Annotated in this window: 14 protein-coding genes; 11 read left to right on the plus strand and 3 right to left on the minus strand. The window is 68.2% G+C overall.

What is annotated here, in order from left to right:
- The first annotated feature begins 239 nt into the window (after nt 1–239).
- Both HWX36_RS01700 and HWX36_RS01705 read left to right on the plus strand, forming a co-directional pair.
- The gene (locus HWX36_RS01700) at nt 240–1,775 is read left to right on the plus strand and encodes a sigma-70 family RNA polymerase sigma factor (RefSeq protein WP_175950551.1); all 1,536 of its coding nucleotides are present in this window, start codon (nt 240–242) and stop codon (nt 1,773–1,775) included.
- A 181-nt stretch (nt 1,776–1,956) separates the two neighbouring features.
- Nucleotides 1,957–2,859 carry a helix-hairpin-helix domain-containing protein gene (locus tag HWX36_RS01705; protein WP_175950552.1) on the plus strand — a complete coding sequence of 301 codons (903 nt, stop codon included), beginning with the start codon at nt 1,957–1,959 and terminating at the stop codon, nt 2,857–2,859.
- A gap of 237 nt (nt 2,860–3,096) precedes the next feature.
- On the opposite strand, the gene HWX36_RS01710 is transcribed toward HWX36_RS01705, so the two are convergent.
- Nucleotides 3,097–3,522 (minus strand): helix-turn-helix domain-containing protein, encoded by a 426-nt coding sequence (locus HWX36_RS01710; RefSeq protein WP_175950553.1) that lies wholly within the window; start codon nt 3,520–3,522, stop codon nt 3,097–3,099.
- 140 nt (nt 3,523–3,662) lie between these two features.
- On the opposite strand from HWX36_RS01710, the gene HWX36_RS01715 reads away from it, so the two are divergent.
- Entirely contained in the window at nt 3,663–4,160 is a 498-nt protein-coding gene (locus HWX36_RS01715; RefSeq protein WP_175950554.1) for a DUF2938 domain-containing protein, read from the plus strand.
- Nucleotides 4,161–4,417: 257 nt separating this feature from the next.
- Here the strand turns inward: HWX36_RS01715 and HWX36_RS01720 are convergent, their stop codons facing one another.
- Entirely contained in the window at nt 4,418–4,858 is a 441-nt protein-coding gene (locus tag HWX36_RS01720; protein ID WP_124473897.1) for a MarR family transcriptional regulator, read from the minus strand.
- A gap of 135 nt (nt 4,859–4,993) precedes the next feature.
- Between HWX36_RS01720 and HWX36_RS01725 the strand changes: the two genes are divergently transcribed.
- Nucleotides 4,994–6,523 carry a DHA2 family efflux MFS transporter permease subunit gene (locus HWX36_RS01725; protein ID WP_175950555.1) on the plus strand — a complete coding sequence of 510 codons (1,530 nt, stop codon included), beginning with the start codon at nt 4,994–4,996 and terminating at the stop codon, nt 6,521–6,523.
- Between the two features lie 79 nt (nt 6,524–6,602).
- On the opposite strand, the gene HWX36_RS01730 is transcribed toward HWX36_RS01725, so the two are convergent.
- A complete protein-coding gene (locus tag HWX36_RS01730; protein ID WP_175950556.1) occupies nt 6,603–8,117 on the minus strand; it encodes an acetyl-CoA hydrolase/transferase family protein in 1,515 nt (504 codons plus the stop codon).
- A gap of 653 nt (nt 8,118–8,770) precedes the next feature.
- On the opposite strand from HWX36_RS01730, the gene HWX36_RS01735 reads away from it, so the two are divergent.
- From HWX36_RS01735 to HWX36_RS01765, 7 genes are read left to right on the plus strand one after another with little or no spacing between them, the layout of a single operon-like run.
- Nucleotides 8,771–9,451, plus strand: a complete 681-nt coding sequence (locus tag HWX36_RS01735; RefSeq protein WP_175950557.1) for a CDP-alcohol phosphatidyltransferase family protein — start codon at nt 8,771–8,773, stop codon at nt 9,449–9,451.
- Nucleotides 9,448–10,254 carry a 2OG-Fe(II) oxygenase gene (locus tag HWX36_RS01740; protein WP_175950558.1) on the plus strand — a complete coding sequence of 269 codons (807 nt, stop codon included), beginning with the start codon at nt 9,448–9,450 and terminating at the stop codon, nt 10,252–10,254. Before HWX36_RS01735 ends, HWX36_RS01740 begins: the two co-directional genes overlap by 4 nt.
- Entirely contained in the window at nt 10,251–11,252 is a 1,002-nt protein-coding gene (locus HWX36_RS01745) for an HpnL family protein (RefSeq protein WP_175950559.1), read from the plus strand. The genes HWX36_RS01740 and HWX36_RS01745 overlap by 4 nt, the downstream gene beginning before the upstream one ends.
- Before the next feature lie 36 nt (nt 11,253–11,288).
- Nucleotides 11,289–12,056, plus strand: a complete 768-nt coding sequence (locus HWX36_RS01750) for a phosphocholine cytidylyltransferase family protein (protein WP_175950560.1) — start codon at nt 11,289–11,291, stop codon at nt 12,054–12,056.
- Nucleotides 12,053–13,741 (plus strand): phosphoenolpyruvate mutase, encoded by a 1,689-nt coding sequence (aepX, locus tag HWX36_RS01755; RefSeq protein ID WP_175950561.1) that lies wholly within the window; start codon nt 12,053–12,055, stop codon nt 13,739–13,741. The genes HWX36_RS01750 and aepX overlap by 4 nt, the downstream gene beginning before the upstream one ends.
- The gene (gene aepY / locus HWX36_RS01760; RefSeq protein WP_175950562.1) at nt 13,738–14,919 is read left to right on the plus strand and encodes a phosphonopyruvate decarboxylase; all 1,182 of its coding nucleotides are present in this window, start codon (nt 13,738–13,740) and stop codon (nt 14,917–14,919) included. The genes aepX and aepY overlap by 4 nt, the downstream gene beginning before the upstream one ends.
- Entirely contained in the window at nt 14,919–15,983 is a 1,065-nt protein-coding gene (locus HWX36_RS01765; protein ID WP_175950563.1) for a 2-aminoethylphosphonate aminotransferase, read from the plus strand. The genes aepY and HWX36_RS01765 overlap by 1 nt, the downstream gene beginning before the upstream one ends.
- The last annotated feature ends 67 nt before the right edge of the window (nt 15,984–16,050 follow it).

Genomic DNA, 16,050 nt, shown 5'->3' on the forward strand with positions numbered 1-16,050 from the left:
ACGTCCCCTGCAGATTTCCGCGCGGTATGATCGGTTACTTTTTGTTTCCTGCACCGGACGGACGCGGGCACGCCGCGGGCTGGCACGTCTGCCGCACTCACGTTGAAGTTCGCGCAAATGCCCTCAACTTGAACGATGTCAGGCTGGCCGGCGCGGACGGGGTTCGCGACCACCCGGCGGCCCGAAACCAGCGGACTTCGGCCCGCCCAGACAGGAGCGCGGCTCGCGCCGCCATCGACATGACTACGCCACGCCCCACTTCCCGGGCGGACACGCCGCTCGATCCGATCATCCAGTTGCTGGCGCTCGCCGGCGAACAGGGATATCTGACCCACGCCGACCTCGTCGACGCGCTGCCGCCCGAAAGCGACAGCCCCGACGCGCTCGACGTCGTGCGCGCCGCGCTCGCCGACATCGGCATCGCCGTGCTCGACGAGCCGGCCGCGCCTGCGCCGTTCGCCGGTTCGGCGCCGGTCGACGTCGATCGCGATGCGCTCGACGAAGGTCGCGCGATGCTTGGCGACCTCGCACGCGGCACGAGCGCGTCGACCGATCCGCTCGCGCTCTACACGCGCCGCATGCAGGCGGTGCCGCTGCTCACGCGCGAAGGCGAAATCGTGCTGGCGCGCGAGATCGAGACGGGCCGCCACCAGATCCTGCACGCGCTCGCCGGCTATCCCGCGGCGGTCGACGCGCTGCTTGCGCGTCATCGCGCAGCGGCCGCGGCCGGCGCCGCCGGATCGCACGATGACGACGCAGGCGACACGCCCGCGCCGGCCAGCTATGACGCACTGCAGACGGCCGTCGCGGCCTTGCGCGGCGCGTTGCGCGCGCATGGCTTCGGTTCGGCCGAATACCGTGACGCGCGCAACCGCGTAGCCGCCCTGCTCGGCTCGATCGCCTGGGTCGCGCCGGCCGTCGACGACGCGAGCGGTGTCGTGCGCACGCTCGCATCGGCGCCACATGGCGCCGCGGCAGGCGAAGCCGCCTGCTTCGACGCGGTCGCGCGACGGGCACTCGCCGCAGCGCTCGCCGACGGCCAGCAGAAAGTGCGCGACGCCACGCGCGCGATGCTCGAGGCGAACCTGCGGCTCGTGCTGTCGATCGCGCGCAAGTACATGAACCGCGGCGTCGACCTGCCCGATCTCGTGCAGGACGGCAGCCTCGGCCTGATGCGTGCGATCGAGAAATTCGAATACCGGCGCGGGTTCAAGTTCTCGACCTATGCGACCTGGTGGATCCGCCAGGCGATCGCGCGCGCGGTCGCGGATCGCGCACGCACGATCCGCGTGCCCGTGCACGTCGGCGACCAGTACCAGCGCGTGCAGCGGCATGCGCTGCGTTTTCACCAGCGCACGGGCCGCCGGGCGACGCCGGTCGAACTCGCGGCCGAAACCGGCCTCGACGAGGACAAGCTGCGCGCGGTGCTCGCGCTCCCTGCCGAGCCCGTGTCGCTCGACACGCCGCTGCCCGACGCGGACACCGGCCTCGTGGAACTGATCGAGGACCAGGCGTCGGCCAGCCCGTTCGAGCAACTGGCCGACACGCGCATGCGCGAGTGCGTGAGGTCGCTGCTCCGGTCGGTCACGCCGGCCGAGGCCGACGTGCTGCGCCGGCGGTTCGGCCTCGGCGGCGCCGGGCCCGATACCTACGACGCGATCGCGCAGGACGCGGGCATGTCGCGCGAACGCGTGCGGCAGATCGAGAAACGGGCGCTCGCCGCCTTGCGCACGGCCGCCGAGGCCGAGAACGCGCAGTCGTTCCTCGACGCGTGATCGCGTCACGCGACGCACGGTCGTGCCGCTCTCCGGCACGACCGTGCGCTGCGAACCTGTGCTACGTTTGCCATTGACCTGCGTCAAGTTTTCTTGATCGCGTGTCGAAACAATGGTGCAAAGCCGACCGGCGCATCGTTCGCCGTGTCCATTCCGTTTGTGCTTCCCCGGGTCCCTCGGCATGCAGACGACCGCCAGCCAGACGTACGAGGAAAACCGGCATATCGCGACCTGCCTGCGCGAGGCGGCGCAGCGGCTGGCTGACCAGGGCGCGAATCCGTACCGGGTCGCCGCGTACCGCGCGTCGGCCGACACGGTCGATGCGCTCGGCCTCGACATCCGCGTGCTGTTCGAGTCCGGCGGCGTCGATGCGCTCGGGATGCTGCCCGAGATCGGCACGGGCGTCGCCCAGGCGATTGCCGAGCTGCTGGTGACGGGGCGCTGGCGCCAGCTCGACCGGCTGTGCGGCGACACCGAACGCACCTCCGCGTTCGAAGCCGTGCCGGGCATCGGCCACGCGCTCGCACTGCGCATTCACGACCTGCTGCACATCGATACGCTCGAGGAGCTCGAACGCGCGGCCTGCAACGGCCAGCTCGAAACGATCTCGGGCGTCGGCCCGCGGCGCGCGGCCGGCATCCGCGCCGCGCTCGACGACGTGCTGAGCCGCCGCCGGCGCTGGCAGGGCCACGTGCAGGACGCCGGCCCCGGCACGGAGCCGCCCGTCGAGCTGCTGCTCTACATCGACCGCCTGTACCGCAACAAGGCCGCCGCCGGCGTGTTGCCGACGCCTGGCGTTGCGCAACGCGCCACCGCGCACCGGCGGCCGAACGCGGACGGCTACGTGCCGCCGCCCGTGATGCACATGACCAAGGGCGGCTGGCACTTCACCGCGCTGTGCCTGCATGCCGCGATGCGCACGCCGGAGGCGTCTCGCCCCACGGACTGGGTTTCGCTCTATTTCTACGACGCCCGGCAGTGCGAGCACCAGCGCACCGTCTTCACCGAAACGTATGGCTCGCTCATCGGCAAGCGCATCGTGCGCGGGCGCGAGCAGGAATGCCGCGTGTATTACGCCGGATGAGTCAGTCGTCGCTGACCTCGTCGATGTCGAACGCGACGTCGAGCACCGACGCGATCTCGCGACATGCATGAGTGAGCGCGCGTGTGCGGCGCCGGAATGGCCCGCGCCGAGAGGGAACCAGGTCGAATCCGACACGTAATCGGCGGTGCTTTTCCGGTCCGGCACGTCGAGCCCGGCATGGAATGGTGCGGCGCGCCGCCCTGCCGCCACGCCAACCCGCCGATGCGCGTTCGCCGCCTACGCGCTTTCCGTTTTCGCGCGGCGCGCCGGATGGCGATGCGCGGCAATGCGCAGCAGCTTCTGGAACGACGGGCATTCGAGATGGTTCGGTGCCGGGCACACGGCCGCATGCCGCAACGCATCGCGCACGGCGCCGAGACGGCGGATTGTGCGGTCGAGTTCGTCGGCCTTGCCGTCGAGCTTTGCGCGATCGATCGCGGGCGGGCCGTCCGTGCCGACCATCGCGAGGATGTCGTCGAGCGAGAAACCTGCCTCGCGGCCCAGTGCGATCAGCGCCAGACGCTCCAGCACCGACTCGTCGTATTGCCGCCGCAGCCCGTGGCGGCCGGTCGGGACGATCAGCCCCTTTTCCTCGTAGTAACGCAGCGTCGACGCGGGCAATCCCGAGCGTCGCGCCACATCCGCAATGTCCAGCCGGCTCATGCTTGACCTCAAGTGAACTTGAAGTTGCAAGATAGTCGTTCGACTCCGTAAAGACAAGCCGGGACTGCCATGCAACCGCTGAAACCACGCTGTATTGCGCTGTACCGCCCTGCCTTTTCCCTTCTCCGCGGAGGCTCTCGATGAGCCCGACCGACGTCCTGCTCAACCTGGTGCCGATCGGCATCGGCGCCACGTTCGTGATGGATCTGTGGACGCTGTTCCGGCGACGCGCATTCGGCATTCCGTCGCTCGACTATGCGCTGGTCGGCCGCTGGATCGGTCACATGATGCACGGCCGGTTCCGGCACGTGTCGATCGGCGCCGCGGCGCCCGTGCCGGGCGAACGCACGCTCGGCTGGATCGCGCATTACGCGATCGGCATCGCGTTCGCGGCGCTGCCCGTCGCGATCGCCGGAACGGAATGGATCGGCACGCCGACGCCGCTCCCCGCACTCGTCGCCGGCTTCGCCAGCGTGGCCGCACCGTTCCTCGTGATGCAGCCCGCGTTCGGCTTCGGCGTCGCGGCGTCGCGCACGCCGCACCCGGGCGTCGCGCGCAGGCGCAGTCTCGTCACGCATTTGTCTTACGGCGCGGGGCTTTATCTGGCGGCGTTCACACTCGCGGCGCTGCTGCGTTGAACATGCGGCTTCGTCAAAAAAGCCGTAGAAGGTAGCGTCGGCGCGATCGAGCCGACGTCGACGCCCACGCAAACACTTCGTCGAGCATGACGGGCGCATCGTCCTGTACCGTCGGACGAAAGCCCCGCCGGGCACCCGCATCGGCACGACGGCGACGACAACGCCGCATGCCGGCAGGGGGCAAACGCGGCATGCTCGCGCGCTGCCACCCGGCGTGTTCAAGTCATTCATCCGGGCCGCCCGAACGGCGGCGCGGATCACTCTCCGCCGCAGTCGATCAGGTTGCGGCGCACGCGCCCGAGCAGCCGCACCAGCGTATCGCGCTCGTCGGGCGTGAAGCCGCGCAGCCCGTCGTCGGCGACGGTGTCGCCCACTTCGAGCATCTGCGGAAAGATCTCGCGCGACTTGTCGGTCAGCCGGATCACGAATGCACGACGATCGTCGTCGTTCGCGATGCGCTCGATCCAGCCATAGCTCTCCATCCGGTCGAGCAACCGCGTGAGCGAAATCGGCGCGATCTCGAGCCATTCGGCGAGCCGCGCCTGATTCATCTCGCCCTTCCACGTCAGGTACGCGAGCACGCGGCTCTGCGCGCGCGTCAGCCCGATGCGCTTCGCGCGCCGGTCGAACAGACGTCCGTTCAGGCGGGCAACGTCGGCGATCAGATAGCCGATCCGGTTCTCGTAAGTCTTGTCCATGCGGCGATTATAGGGTCAAGCCTGGAACGGCCCGCGGCTCGCGGCCCAGCAATAAGCGGATATATAATAAGCGTGCTTATAAATCCAGCGATACCGGATCGCCGCCCACGGCGACCGCCCCACGGAGACAGCCGCTTGAACCCCGCCGCCGACGCCCCCGCCTCGCCCGCCCTGAACCGGCCGATGCTGACCCTGTCGATCATGCTCGCCACGCTGATCCAGACCCTCGACAGCACGATCGCGAACGTCGCGCTGCCGCACATGCAGGGCACGCTGTCCGCGTCTCAGGACGAGATCACGTGGGTGCTGACCTCCTATATCGTCGCCGCGGCGATCGCGACACCGCTCACCGGCTGGCTGTCCGACCGGCTCAGCGTGAAACGGCTGCTGATCGTGTCGATCGCGGGCTTCACGGCGGCTTCGGCGCTGTGCGGGCTCGCCGAGACGCTCGTGCAGATCGTCGGCGCGCGTCTGCTGCAGGGCGTGTTCGGCGCCGCGCTGGTGCCGCTGTCGCAATCGATCCTGCTCGACATCAATCCGCGCGAGAAGCAAGGCCAGGCAATGGCGATCTGGGGGATGGGCGTGATGGTCGGCCCGATCCTCGGCCCGACGCTCGGCGGCTGGCTCACCGACAGCTACAACTGGCGCTGGGTGTTCTTCATCAACGTGCCGATCGGCGCGTTCGCGCTCGCCGGCGTGATGACCTTCCTGCCCGCACGCGCGCCGCGCCCGCACGTGAGGTTCGACGCGTTCGGCTTCGCGACGCTCGCGCTCGCGATCGGCGCGTTCCAGGCAATGCTCGACCGCGGCGAACAGCTCGACTGGTTCGGCTCGTACGAGATCCGCATCGAGGCGCTCGTCGCGGCACTCGGCTTCGCATTCTTCCTCGTGCATACGGCGACCGTCGGCAAGGCGTCGTTCTTCAAGTCGGAATTGCTGCGCGACCCGAACTTCGCGACGGGTACGCTGTTCATCTTCGTGGTCGGCGCGGTGCTGTACGCGACACGCGCGCTGCTGCCGCCGATGCTGCAGAACCTGATGGGCTACCCGGTCGCGACGACGGGCCTCGTCACCGCGCCAAGCGGCGCCGGCACGATGATCGCGATGCTGTTCGTCGGAAGGCTGCTGAAATACGTGGATGCGCGCATGCTGCTGCTCGCGGGGCTGTCGATTTCCGCGCTGGCGCTATGGCAGATGATGCAGTACACGGTCGTGCTGTCCGAAGCGGACATCGTGTGGCCCGGCGTGGTGCAGGGCTTCGGGCTGGGGCTCGTGTTCGTGCCGCTGAGCGCGCTGTCGTTCTCGACGCTGCCGCCCGAGCTGCGCGCGGACGGCACGGCCACCTACAGCCTGATGCGCAACATCGGCAGCAGCATCGGCATCTCGATCGTGCAGACGCTGATGACGCGCAACACGCAGGTCGCGCATGCCGACCTCGCGACCCACATCACGCCGTTCAACCCGGCCGTGCAGGCAATGGCCGGCAGCCGCCTCGACCTCGCGCTGCTCGACCGCACGATCAACCAGCAGGCGTCGATGATTGCTTACCTGAACGACTTCAAGCTGATGTTCGTCGCGACGCTGCTGATGATCCCGCTGTTGCTGCTGATCCGCCCGCCGCGGAAAGCGGCGAGCGTGGATGTCGCGCACGCGGCGATGGATTGACGCGCCGATGCGGGCGGCGCCTCTCGCCCGGCCGGCGGCTCCCCGCCCCGCATCCGGAACGCGGAGCGCCGCGCGTGCGTCAGGCCTTCATCGTGCCCGTTCGCACGTAGCGCTCGTGCCACGACAGCGCCTCGGCGAGCAAATGCGGCGTGTGCTTGCCGAAGCTCTCGCGCGACGCGCGCTCGAAGTAGTCCTCGAGCATCGGCCGGTAATCGGGATGCGCACAGCTCGCGATGACCTTGCGTGCACGCTGCTTCGGCGACAGGCCGCGCAGGTCCGCGAGGCCCTGCTCGGTGACGACCACCGCGACGTCGTGCTCGGTATGGTCGACGTGGCTCGCCATCGGCACGATCCGCGAGATCGCCCCGCCCTTCGCGGTACTCGCCGACATGAAGCACGACAGGTAGCCGTTGCGCGCGAAGTCGCCCGAGCCGCCGATGCCGTTCTGGATCTTCGTGCCCATCACGTGCGTCGAGTTCACGTTGCCGTAGATGTCGGCCTCGATCATCCCGTTCATCGCGATGCAGCCGAGCCGGCGCACGAGTTCCGGATGGTTGCTGATCTCCTGCGGGCGCAGCACGATCTTCTCGCGGAACGTCGCGATTTCGTCGGCGAAGCGCTGCACGGCGGCCGGGCTCAGCGACAGCGCGGTGGCCGACGCGAAGCTCAACGTGCCGTCCTGGAGCAGGTCGAGCATGCCGTCCTGGATCACCTCGGTGTACGCGGTCAGGTTCGAGAAGCCGGCCGAGCTCAGCTCCGCGAGCACCGCGTTCGTGATGTTGCCGACGCCCGACTGCAGCGGCAGCAGGTTTTCCGGCAGGCGGCCGCGCTTCACTTCATGGCGCAGGAAGTCGATCAGTTGCAGCGCAATCTGCTTCGACGTCGCGTCCGGCGCGGAAAACGCATTGCTGCGATCCGGCGCGTCGGTCTCGACGATCGCGACGATCTTGTCGGCCGGGCAACGCAGGTACGGCTCGCCGATCCGGTCGTCGCTCTTCGTCAGCGGAATCGGCTTGCGGTGCGGCGGCAGCGCGGTGCCGTAATAGATGTCGTGCATCCCGTCGAGGCCGAGCGGCTGGCGCGCGTTGACCTCGAGGATCACGTGCTTCGCGCGTTCGAGCCAGGTCTTGTTGTTACCGATCGACGCGGACGGAATCAGCAGCCCGTCCTCGCGGATGCCCGCGACTTCGACGATCGCGACATCGAGATCACCGTACAGCCCGAACCATGCGTACTGCGCGACGTGGCTCAGGTGAACGTCCTGGTAGTCGACTTCGCCGCCGTTGATCTTGTCGCGCAACGTCGGGTCCGACTGGTACGGCAGGCGCATCGAGATGCCGTTGGTACGGGCGAGCGCACCGTCGAGTTCCGGCGCGGTCGACGCGCCCGTCAGCACGTTGATCCGGAAGTCCTCGCCGCGCGCGTGCGCCGCGTCGATGTGGGCGGCAAGCGCGGCCGGTACGGCCTTCGGGTAGCCCGAGCCCGTGAAGCCGCTCATGGCGACGGTCATGCCGGGACGGATCAGCGCGGCGGCTTCGTCGGCGGTGCGGACGAGCGAACGCAGGGCGGGAGCGAGGATGCGTGATGAAGACATGGCTGGTTTCTGACGCTTGGGTCTGTCGTTGACGTCGCGGGGGGTGTCTCCTGAGCGACATGAAGCCCTTGGGGCCGCCAGGGGCGGCCGGCACCACAGGCACGATCGGAGTATCGCAGAGGCGATCGCCGCGAAATGTCCGCCAAATGAAAAAGATCCTTGCCGGATTTGCCGGGTATCGAACGGCCGTTCTGTGACAGGCGTACCGTTTAAATCGGATGCGCACGAAAGGTGCGCGAAAGCAACCGGCAGAATGCCCGGTCGTCGATCGCCAACCCGCGTGCATCAATTGACGGATTTCCCCTGCAATTTATCGCCCGCCGACCAGCAATGACCGACATCGGTCCGGCGCGGCCAATTGTCACCCGATGCGGATTGCCCCGGCCTGACGCACGTCAAGCTCGCACGCGCCGCGCGACGCGCATCGGGAAACGCGAAAGGCGCCGCCGCACCGGCCTCCGAGGCCCGTCCGTCCTTGACAGCCGCGCGGCGCGAACCACACTGGAATACGGAACCCGCAGCCCCGTTCGGCCGCCCTTTCGCGTACGCGCTTTTCGGCCGGCCTATCGCCGCAAGACGCGGTAACACTCCCTCATGTCAGGACATTGATCGAATAAAAAGCAACAAATTACAATTCCGTATATATTTCGCCGATGGACCAAAGAAAAACCGCCACACGTTCCGAACCGCCCCTGCCACGCACCTGGGATGCGCGGCTCGCGCGCTCGCTTGTCCGGCCGCTGGTCGACACGCCCGTCACCCCGAATCACCTCACTACCGTCCGTCTGCTGATCGGCCTCGCCGGCGCCTGGTGCCTCGCGCACGGCGGCTTCGGCTGGAGCAACGCAGGCGCGTTCCTGATCGTGCTGTCGAACTTCGTCGACCACACCGATGGCGAGCTCGCACGCATCAGCGGCAAGTCGAGCAAGATCGGTCATTTTTACGACCTCGCGGCAGACGCGCTCGTCACGATCGCGCTGTTCGTCAGCATGGGCGTCGGCATCGTCGCCCAGGGCGGCCAGATGGCCGCGCCGCCGGTGCTGCTCGGTGCGGTGGCCGGTGCGGCCGTCGCGCTGATCTTCTTCCTGCGCATGCGGATCGAATCGTTCGCCGGCAAGGCCGGCACCAAGCAGGCATTCGCCGGCGGCTTCGAAACCGAAGACGTGCTTTACCTGCTGCCGCTCGTGACGCTGTTCGACGGCGTCGAGCCGTTCCTGCTCGCGGCGTCGATCGGCGCCCCGCTGTTCGCCGCCTGGGTCGTGATCGACTGGTGGCGCATCGTCCGGCGCGGCAACGTTGCTCAGAATCCAACCGAAATCCAGGCTTCCAAATGAATAGCGCGCGCGACGACTCCGTGCTGAGCCCGGCACGCCCCGCGCCCGTGCGCGCGGCCGTAGCCGATCCCGATCGCACCGTGGCCGACTGTGTCGGCCGTCTCGACCTCGAGCGCCTGCGCGGCGACTACACGCGCCAGGGCTCGTTCCTGTACCTCGACGCATTCCTGCCGGCCGACGCGCACGCGAAGCTGGCCGATGCCGCCCGCGCGATGCAGGCCGGCCTGAACCGCAATTACCTGCCCGGCCACAAGCAGGGCGGCAGCGTGAGCCGCCATACGATCGACGAGCAGGCGCCGTACATCGCCGAACTGTATCGCTCGAAGGCGCTCATCGCCTTCCTCGAGAAGGTCACGGGCGACAAGCTGATGCTGTCGCCGGACGACGATCCGCACGCCTACGCGCTGTACTACTACACGAAGCCCGGCGACCACATCGGCTGGCACTACGACACGTCGTACTACGACGGCCGCCGCTACACGCTGCTGATCGGCGTGATCGACGAATCGTCGTGCCGGCTCGACTACGAGCTGCACACGCGCAATCCGGACGTGGCCGACGAACCGGGCTCCGTCCAGATCGCCGACGGCGGCATCGTGCTGTTCGACGGCGACAAGCTGCGCCACCGCATCACGCCGCTCGGCCAGAACGAGATGCGCGTGTCGCTCACCTTCGAATACGTGACGAACCCCGGCATGCGGCCGTGGAAGCGCTTCATCTCGAACATGAAGGACGCGATCGCGTATTTCGGTTTCCGCCAGGTGTTCAAGCAACTGGCGACACGACGCACGACCGGGTCATGACGCGCGCCGGCCTCATCCTGCTGTCCCTCGGGACCGCACTCTTCGTTGCACTCCTTGCATGGCAGGGCGTCGGCGCGGTCGCGTCCACGTTCCTCGCGGCCGGCTGGGGGCTCGCGCTCGTCGCGGCGTTCCACGTCGTGCCGCTCGTGATCGACGCGATGGCGATCACCGTGATGTTCCGCCCCGGCCAGCCGGGCGCCGAGCTCGGCAACGCGCTGCGCGCGCGTTGGGTCGGCGAATCGGTGAACAGCCTGCTGCCCGCCGGGCAGATCGGCGGCCCCGTGCTGATGGTGCGCCACCTCGCGCAGCGCGGCACGCGGATGGCCGACGCGGCGGCGGCCGTCACCGTCAGCACGACGATGCAGGCGCTCGCGCAAATGGCGTTCGCGCTGATCGGCATCGCCGCGTTCAGCCTGTATGCGACGCACGAATCGGTCGCGCACCTGCGCACGCCCGCACTGATCGCCACCGGCGTGCTCGGCGCCCTCGCCGCGCTGTTCTACATGGCGCAGCGGCGCGGGCTGTTCGGCCGCGGCCTGCGCCTCGCGTCGAAGCTGCTCGGCCCGCGCGACTGGTCGTCGCTGGCCACCCGCGCCGACGCGATCGACGATGCGGTCGGCACGCTGTACCGCGATCGTGCGAAGGTCGCGAAGACGTTCGCATTGAGTCTCGTCGGCTGGATCGTCGGCACCGCGGAAGTGTGGCTCGCGCTGCACTTCCTCGGGCACCCGGTGAGCTGGCTCGACGCGCTGCTGCTCGAGAGCGTCGGCCAGGCCATTCGTGGCGCGGCCTTCGCGATCCCGGGCTCGCTCGGCGCGCAGGAAGGCGGCTACCTGCTCCTCGCGCCGCTGGTCGGACTGCCGCCCGACGCGGCGCTCGCGCTGTCGCTTGCGAAACGCGCGCGCGAACTCGCGCTCGGCCTGCCCGGCCTGCTCTATCTGCATTTCAGTGAAAGAAACTGGCAGCGGCGCCGTGCGCCGCAGCCGCTCGCCGACTGATCGTTCAGATCCGCCGGCTTTTTGGTTGGAGAACCCATGCGAGCCATCATTCTTGCGGCAGGCCTCGGCTTGCGCCTGCAACAACCGCCCGAGGCGCAGTTCCCGAAGTGCCTGCTGCGCTTCGACGACGTTTCGCTGCTCGAGCGCCATTTGCGCGTGCTCGATGCCGCGGGCGTCGACGAGATCGTGCTCGGGCTGGGCTTCCAGTCCGGGAAGGTCGAGCAGGAATTGAAGCGCCTCGGCCGCCAGGCCGAGATCGTGATCAACGACCGCTACGACCTCGGCAGCGTGCTGACCGTGCATACCGTCGCCGACGCGATGACGCGCGGCGGCGACGTGCTGCTAATGGACGCCGACGTGCTGTATGACGAGAACATCCTGCACGCGCTGGTGGCCGATGCCGACAAGGCGGTCGACCGCCTGCTGATCGACCGCGACTTCGAGGCCGGCGACGAACCCGTCAAGCTGTGCCTGAAGAACAGCGTGCCGGTCGAGCTGCGCAAGCAGCTCGCGGTCGACCTCGACTACGACACGATCGGCGAATCGGTCGGCTTCTTCCGCTTCACCGAAGGCACCGCGCGCCGCCTCGCGGCGATCGTCGCGGGCTACGTCGACAGCGGCCGCGCGAACATGCCGCACGAGGAAGCCGTGCGCGACCTGCTGCTCGAAGGCGGTCATTCGTTCGACGTCGCCGACGTCACCGGCTCGCCGTGGATCGAGATCGACTTCCCGAACGACGTCGCTCGCGCCACGCAAGAAATCCTCCCCCTGATTCAACGCACCACCGCAGGAGTCGCACGATGAACGCACGCGAACCCAATTTCACCGAATCGCGCAGCGCGCGCCTGCGCCGCATGCTCGTCAGCAGCGACCTCGAATTCCTGATGGAGGCGCACAACGGCCTGTCCGCACGGATCGTCCGCGAAGCCGGCTTCAAGGGCATCTGGGCGTCGGGCCTCGCGATTTCCGCGCAATTCGGCGTGCGCGACAACAACGAAGCCAGCTGGACCCAGGTCGTCGACGTGCTGGAATTCATGGCCGACGCGAGCGACCTGCCGATCCTGCTCGACGGCGATACCGGCTACGGCAACTTCAACAACGTGCGCCGCCTCGTGAAGAAGCTCGAGCAGCGCGGCATCGCGGGCGTCTGTATCGAGGACAAGCAGTTCCCGAAGACGAACAGCTTCATCGACGGCGAACGCCAGCCGCTCGCCGAGATCGACGAGTTCTGCGGCAAGATCAAGGCCGGCAAGGATTCGCAGACCGATCCCGACTTCTCGATCGTCGCGCGCGTCGAAGCGCTGATCGCGGGCTGGGGGATGGACGAGGCGCTGCGCCGCGCGAACGCGTACGCGGAAGCCGGCGCCGACGCGATCCTGATCCACAGCAAGCTGTCGCGCCCGGACGAAATCCTGCAGTTCGCGCGCGAATGGAGCGGCAAGGCGCCGCTCGTGATCGTGCCGACCAAGTACTACAGCACGCCGACCGACGTATTCCGCCAGGCCGGCATCAGCACCGTGATCTGGGCGAACCACCTGATCCGCGCGTCGGCATCCGCGATGCAGGCGACCGCACGCGAAATCCACGAGAACGAAACGCTGATCAACGTCGAAGACCGCGTCGCATCGGTCAACGAGATCTTCCGTCTGCAGGACGCCGACGAATACTCGGCAGCCGAGCGCATCTACCTGTCGTCGTCGTCGCGCGCGTCGAACGCGGCGATCGTGCTCGCCGCGAGCCGCGGCAAGGGCCTCGAAGCCGTCACCGAAGACAAACCCAAGGTCATGCTGCCGGTCGCCGGCAAGCCGCTGCTGCGCTGGCTCGTCGACGGCTTCAAGAAACACGGCGTGAACGACATCACCGTGGTCGGCGGCTATCGCGCCGACGCGATCGACACGTCGGGCATCAAGCTCGTCGTCAACGAACGCCACGCGCAGACGGGCGAACTCGCATCGCTCGCATGCGCGGCCGAACGACTGACCGGCGACACCGTGATCTCGTACGGCGACCTGCTGTTCCGCAGCTACATCCTGCGCGACCTCGCGGAGAGCGAGGCCGAGTTCAGCGTGGTGGTCGATTCGTCGCTGACCGAGCCGACCAACCAGAGCGTGCGCGATTTCGCACTCTGCACGGCCGAGGACGATCGCGGCCTGTTCGGCCAGAAGACGTATCTGCAGCGTGTGTCGAGCGACGTCGCCGCAGGCACGCTGCACGGCCGCTGGATCGGCCTGCTGAACGTGCGCGGCGCCGGTGTCGACCGCCTGAAGGCGATGCTCGCGACGCTGCAGGCGCGCGACGATTTCGACACGCTCGACATCCCCACGCTGCTCAACGAACTGATCGCCGCCGGCGAGAAGATCGAGGTGCAGTACGTGCATGGCCACTGGCGCGGCGTCAACGATCTCGAGGACTTCCGCCGCGCGGGCGACTTCGCGCACGGCCAGACGCCGCTGTCCGAACCGGGCACCGCCAACGGGGGCGCGCAATGATCGAAGCGGCCCAGTTCGTCGAGGCCGCGCGCGAGCGCGGTTTCGACTGGTACGCGGGCGTGCCCTGCTCGTACCTGACGCCGTTCATCAATTACGTGCTGCAGGACCCGACGCTGAATTACGTGTCGGCCGCGAACGAAGGCGACGCGGTCGCGCTGATCGCGGGCGCGACGCTCGGCGGCAAGCGCGGCATCGCGATGATGCAGAACTCGGGGCTCGGCAACGCGGTGAGCCCGCTCACGTCGCTCACGTGGACGTTCCGCCTGCCGCAGTTGCTGATCGTCACGTGGCGCGGCCAGCCGGGCGTGGCCGACGAGCCGCAGCACGCGCTGATGGGCCCGATCACGCCGGCGATGCTCGACACGATGGAGATCCCGTGGGAGACGTTCCCGACCGACCCGGAACAGGTCGGCCCGGCACTCGACCGCGCGATCGCGCACATGGACGCGACGGGCCGCCCGTACGCGCTCGTGATGCAGAAAGGCAGCGTCGCGCCGTATGAACTGAAAGCGAACCCGGCGGCGAAGCCGCGCGCGCATGCCGCGGCGCAAGCGTCGTCGCGCGCCGCGTCGGCCGACGCCTGGCCGACCCGCCAGGACGCGCTGCAGCGCGTGATCGCGCACACGCCGGTCGATTCGACGGTCGTGCTCGCATCGACCGGCTTCTGCGGCCGCGAACTCTACGCGATCGACGATCGCCCGAACCAGCTGTACATGGTCGGCTCGATGGGCTGCGTGACGCCGCTCGCGCTCGGCCTCGCGCTCGCGCGCCCCGACTTGCGCGTGGTTGCAGTCGACGGCGACGGCGCCGCGCTGATGCGCATGGGCGTGTTCGCGACGCTCGGCACCTACGGCCCGGCGAACCTGACGCACGTGCTGCTCGACAACGGCGCGCACGAATCGACGGGCGGCCAGGCCACCGTGTCGCAACACGTTTCGTTCGCGGGTGTCGCAGCCGCGTGCGGGTATGCGTCGGCAGTCGAAGGCGACACGCTCGACGTGCTCGATACGGCGCTGGCCGCGCCGGCCGACGGTACGCAGTTCGTGCGCCTGGCGATCCGCACCGGCGTGCCCGACGGCCTGCCCCGCCCGACCGTGACGCCGGTCGAGGTCAAGACTCGTCTGATGCGGCACATCGGCGCCGCGCAGACCGAAGCCCACGTTGAAGGAGCCCATTGATGCTGCTGCTGAACCCCGGCCCGGTCACGCTCACCGAACGCGTGCGCCGCAGCCTGCTGCAACCCGACCTGTGCCATCGCGAAAGCGAATTCTTCGATCTGCAGGATGAGGCGCGGGCGCGTCTCGTCGCCGCGTATGAGCTCGATCCGGCCGAGTGGGCGGCGGTGCTGATGACCGGTTCGGGTACGGCTGCCGTCGAGAGCATGATCGCGGCGCTCGTGCCGAAGGACGGCAAGCTGCTCGTGATCGAGAACGGCGTGTACGGCGAGCGGATTACGCAGATCGCGACGCAATACGGGATCGCGCATGACGTGCTGAAGCATGAGTGGATGCAGGCGCCCGATCTCGCGCAGATCGGTGCACGGCTCGATGCGGGCGGGTACTCGCATGTTGCGGTGATTCATCACGAAACGACGACGGGCCGGCTGAATGATCTCCGTGCGATTGCCGAGGTGTGCCGTTCGCGCGGCGTGAAGATGCTCGTCGATGGTGTGAGCAGCTTCGGCGCGGAAGCGGTCGATTTCGCCGGTGGCGATATCGATGCCGTTGCCGCGACCGCGAACAAGTGCCTGCACGGCGTGCCGGGTGCCGCGTTCGTGATCGTGCGTCGCAGCGCGCTCGCGAAGGCGGCAAGCCGCACGTATTACCTCGACCTCGGCCGTCTCGCGAAGCTGCAGGATCAGCGGAACACGCCGTTTACGCCGTCCGTGCATGCCTATTACGCGCTTGTCGAGGCGCTGCGCGAGTTTGACGAGGCCGGTGGCTGGCGTGCGCGGCATGCGCATTACAAGGCGCTGGCCGATCAGGCGCAAGCCGGGCTTGCCGCGCGCGGGATGCCGCTGGTCCTGCCGGAAGGCGAATCGTCGGTTGTGCTGCGTGCGTACCGGTTGCCGCAAGGCGTGACGTACGAGACGCTGCACGACGGGCTGAAGGCGCGTGGCTTCGTGATCTACGCAGGGCAAGGCGGGTTGTCGAAGGAGTTGTTCCGCATCTCGACGATGGGCGCGATCCAGGCGGCTGACGTCGACCGGTTGCTGGAGGAGTTCACGGCACTGACGCGGTAAGCGTTCGCCCGCCCGTTCCGTAGTCGAAGAAAGGCCCGCAAGGGCCTTTTTTAATTCTTCGCGGATT

It is taken from the genome of Burkholderia sp. BCC0405 (assembly GCF_902833075.1).
In the GTDB taxonomy this organism is placed as follows: domain Bacteria; phylum Pseudomonadota; class Gammaproteobacteria; order Burkholderiales; family Burkholderiaceae; genus Burkholderia.

Excerpts from the sequence above, each read along its gene's own strand:
- HWX36_RS01730 (WP_175950556.1), bottom strand. The coding sequence starts at position 8,117 with ATGTCTTCATCACGCATCCTCGCTCCCGCCCTGCGTTCGCTCGTCCGC.
- HWX36_RS01765 (WP_175950563.1), top strand. The coding sequence starts at position 14,919 with ATGCTGCTGCTGAACCCCGGCCCGGTCACGCTCACCGAACGCGTGCGC.
- HWX36_RS01700 (WP_175950551.1), top strand. The coding sequence starts at position 240 with ATGACTACGCCACGCCCCACTTCCCGGGCGGACACGCCGCTCGATCCG.
- HWX36_RS01710 (WP_175950553.1), bottom strand. The coding sequence starts at position 3,522 with ATGAGCCGGCTGGACATTGCGGATGTGGCGCGACGCTCGGGATTGCCC.
- HWX36_RS01705 (WP_175950552.1), top strand. The coding sequence starts at position 1,957 with ATGCAGACGACCGCCAGCCAGACGTACGAGGAAAACCGGCATATCGCG.
- aepX (WP_175950561.1), top strand. The coding sequence starts at position 12,053 with ATGAACGCACGCGAACCCAATTTCACCGAATCGCGCAGCGCGCGCCTG.
- HWX36_RS01745 (WP_175950559.1), top strand. The coding sequence starts at position 10,251 with ATGACGCGCGCCGGCCTCATCCTGCTGTCCCTCGGGACCGCACTCTTC.
- aepY (WP_175950562.1), top strand. The coding sequence starts at position 13,738 with ATGATCGAAGCGGCCCAGTTCGTCGAGGCCGCGCGCGAGCGCGGTTTC.
- HWX36_RS01735 (WP_175950557.1), top strand. The coding sequence starts at position 8,771 with ATGGACCAAAGAAAAACCGCCACACGTTCCGAACCGCCCCTGCCACGC.
- HWX36_RS01740 (WP_175950558.1), top strand. The coding sequence starts at position 9,448 with ATGAATAGCGCGCGCGACGACTCCGTGCTGAGCCCGGCACGCCCCGCG.
- HWX36_RS01720 (WP_124473897.1), bottom strand. The coding sequence starts at position 4,858 with ATGGACAAGACTTACGAGAACCGGATCGGCTATCTGATCGCCGACGTT.
- HWX36_RS01715 (WP_175950554.1), top strand. The coding sequence starts at position 3,663 with ATGAGCCCGACCGACGTCCTGCTCAACCTGGTGCCGATCGGCATCGGC.
- HWX36_RS01750 (WP_175950560.1), top strand. The coding sequence starts at position 11,289 with ATGCGAGCCATCATTCTTGCGGCAGGCCTCGGCTTGCGCCTGCAACAA.